This window comes from Flavobacterium sp., from assembly GCF_044369455.1.
GTDB lineage: Bacteria > Bacteroidota > Bacteroidia > Flavobacteriales > Flavobacteriaceae > Flavobacterium.
The window spans coordinates 1-3,036 of the sequence record NZ_JBIPLW010000083.1 but is presented as its reverse complement, the minus strand read 5'-3'; the positions used below and the strand labels follow the sequence as shown (position 1 = coordinate 3,036).

The following is a 3,036-nucleotide window of genomic DNA, read 5'->3' as shown; positions in this document are numbered from 1 at the left end:
GACAGGGGGAAGTTGTTGCTCATGGTTCTGGCGGGCTCCTTCGCTGCGGGGGCGGGGCTGGTCGTGGTTCTGGAAATGATGGACCCCGCGCTCCGGGGGCAGCGCGCCGTCGCGGCAGCCTTGGGCAGCCCTCCGTTGGTGACCGTGCCTCTTATCGAGACAAGCACCGATTACTCGGACCGCAAGCGCAAGTGGCTCTTGCTTGGGCTGGCCATCATGGCGGTCCTGCTGGTGGGCCTGCTCCTGATCCACTTTTTCGTCATCGAACTTGATCTGCTGTTCTATACCCTCACGTCCAAATTGGCCCGCCTGTAGTGACCAGCGGGCAGCGCACCGACTTCCAGGAGGAGAGATGGAACTGATTGAAAAAGCCTTGGCCAAAGCACGTGCGCAGCAGGAGGCGACGCAAGGGAACGCAACCTCCGCCGCCGAGGCAAAGCCCGCGCCGGATGTCTCCGCTCCTGGCCTTGCCTCGGACGCAGACAGTCAGGTGCCAACGTCGCGGCTGCCTGGGTCGACGTCTGTTCCCGATGCCCCTCTGGACGGAATCCGTTACGTCAAGACCAAGGTGGAACTGGCCAAGCAGTCCCACTGGATCGAAAACAGGCTCGTTGCCGCGAACGCCAACGACCAGACCGCCGACATCTTCCGGATTCTCCGCACCAAGGTCCTGCTTCCGATGAGGGAGAACGGCTGGCAGACCGTAGCCATCGTCGGTGCGACTCCGGGAGTGGGCAAAACCACCATCGCGTCAAATCTGGCGCTCTCGATCGCACTGGATTCGAACCAGAGCGTCCTGCTGGTCGATGCGGATCTGCGCCGTCCCAAAGTTGCCGACTACTTCGGTATCAAGGTTGAGCATGGTTTGGCGGAATACCTCGCCAGCAAAGCGGATCTGGGCGATTTGCTCGTCAATCCCGGGGTGGAACGCCTGGTCGTGCTTCCCAGCCGGGGTTCGGCACAGAACTCCACCGAGCTGCTCAGCAGCCGGCGCATGCAAGAACTCCTGCCCGAGCTTCGCAACCGCTATGCGTCGAGGATCGTGATCTTCGACTTGCCCCCCTTGCTCGCGACGGGGGATGCCCTCGCATTCCTGCACAACTTTGACTGTGCGCTCCTCGTGGTCGAGAACGGACGCAACACGGCAGAGGAGTTACAGGAGGCCAGGCGGCTGATGCAGGGAACCAACTTCCTAGGGTGGGTGCTCAACAAGGGTGACGCGGGAAGCGGCTCGGCCTACTACCACTATGGCGCCACTGGCTGATTCCGGCTAAACCCCATGTACGAGGCTTTTTTCGGCCTGAACCGGCGGCCCTTCTCCCTGACGCCCGATCCGGACTTCCTGTATCTGAGCAAGCAGCACGCCGTGACGCTTGCCATGCTCGAATACGGTCTGGGCAGCCAGGCCGGTTTCACCCTCATCACGGGCGAAATAGGCTCGGGCAAAACCACCCTCATTCGCCACATCCTCAAACATATCGGCGGCGATGTGACCGTTGGGGTCATCACCAACACCCATCGCAATTTCGGTAACCTGCTCACGTGGATCCTGTCGGCCTTCGGGCTGGAGCGCAAACACACCGACAAGGTCGAGATGTACCAGCAGCTCATCGACTTCGTGGCGACGGAATTCCTTCAGGGGCGGCGCGTTGTCCTCATCGTCGACGAAGCCCAGAACATGGACGTCGAGACGCTCGAAGAACTGCGTTTGCTGTCGAACATGAACATCGGTGACGAGTTGTTGCTGCAACTCGTCATCGTCGGGCAACCCGAGTTGCAGCAGACACTGATGAGGCCGGAACTGGCCCAGTTCGCGCAGCGCATCTCCGTCGAACACCACATAACGGCACTGGATCTTGCCCAGACCCGCAGTTACATCGACCACCGCATCCGGACTGCCGGCGGCCATGAAGGCCTGTTTGATCTCTATGCGTCGGCAGTGGTGTACTACTTCAGCCGGGGTGTCCCCCGGGCCATCAACAACATCTGTGACATGGCCCTTGTGTACGGGTTTGCAGAAGAAGCAAAGCCCATCACCTGCGAGATCGTCATGGAAGTGATCAAGAGCAAGCGCCTCATCCGTCAGCAGGCGGGGCGTTCGGAGCGGGACTCTTCGGACGAGCGTTTGCGTCAGATGGTGCTCGAGATAAAGGGAATAGACATGGCGGAGGCCGACTGAGACATGGACGCTCCTGAACAGCAAATGCACCCCTACTGGAAGCAAGGCCCGGCGGGCATCCTTGTCATAGCCCTGGTCGGCGTCCTTATCGCTTTCGCTTTCAGGGACGGTCTCGCAGATCTCTACGTTCGTTGGTCGACCCGGGAGGAGTACGGGCACGGCTTCCTGTTGCCGGTGATTGCAGCCTACTTCCTGTGGCAGGACAGGGTGGCAATTTCGCGAACGGAATTCAGGCCTTCGTGGGCTGGTGCAGCGGTGCTCGTGGTGGCGTGCGCCGCTTTTCTGGTGGGGGATATCAGCAATCTCTGGCTGCTGGAGCAGTACGCGTTCATCCTTGCACTGTTCGGCATTTCGCTCGCGCTTTTCGGGTGGTGCGGCGTCAAGTTCATCCGGGTTCCGCTGATCCTTCTGTTCTTCGCCATCCCGCTCCCTGCGTTTGTCCAGGTCACGCTGTCGATCAAGCTCCAGATGCTGTCCACCCAACTTGGCGTGGGCGTGATCAAGCTCGCCGGCATTCCTGTTTTCGTTGAAGGCAACGTCATCGACCTCGGTATCTACAAGCTTCAGGTAGCCGAGGCCTGCAGTGGTTTGCGCTACCTGTTCTCGCTGATGAGTTTCGGTTTCATCTGTGCGGTCATTTACAGGGTCGAGCGATGGAAGCGGGTGGTGGTGTTCCTGTCCACCATTCCCATCACTGTCCTGATGAACAGTTTCCGCATCGGCGTGATCGGCATACTCGTGGACAACTTCGGCATCCATATGGCCGAGGGTTTCATGCATGATTTCGAAGGCTGGAGCATTTTCGGTGCCTGCCTTGCCCTGCTGTTCCTCGAGATGTGGGCGCTCACTAAGGTGGG

The 3,036-nt window shown here is 60.0% G+C and carries 4 protein-coding genes; all 4 read left to right on the top strand.

Annotated elements, in window-relative coordinates; translation table 11 throughout:
* The coding region (locus ACIQ2L_RS14570) for a hypothetical protein (protein WP_396160123.1) at positions 1-315 on the top strand (315 nt) is incomplete at its 5' end.
* Positions 316-352: 37 nt separating this feature from the next.
* Entirely contained in the window at positions 353-1,264 is a 912-nt protein-coding gene (locus ACIQ2L_RS14565) for a CpsD/CapB family tyrosine-protein kinase (RefSeq protein ID WP_396160121.1), read from the top strand.
* 15 nt (positions 1,265-1,279) lie between these two features.
* Positions 1,280-2,179, top strand: coding sequence for an ExeA family protein (locus ACIQ2L_RS14560; RefSeq protein ID WP_396160119.1), 900 nt, complete (start codon positions 1,280-1,282; stop codon positions 2,177-2,179).
* A gap of 3 nt (positions 2,180-2,182) precedes the next feature.
* The coding region (xrt, locus tag ACIQ2L_RS14555) for an exosortase (protein WP_396160117.1) at positions 2,183-3,036 on the top strand (854 nt) is incomplete at its 3' end.

Excerpts from the sequence above, each read along its gene's own strand:
- ACIQ2L_RS14565 (WP_396160121.1), top strand. The coding sequence starts at position 353 with ATGGAACTGATTGAAAAAGCCTTGGCCAAAGCACGTGCGCAGCAGGAG.
- ACIQ2L_RS14560 (WP_396160119.1), top strand. The coding sequence starts at position 1,280 with ATGTACGAGGCTTTTTTCGGCCTGAACCGGCGGCCCTTCTCCCTGACG.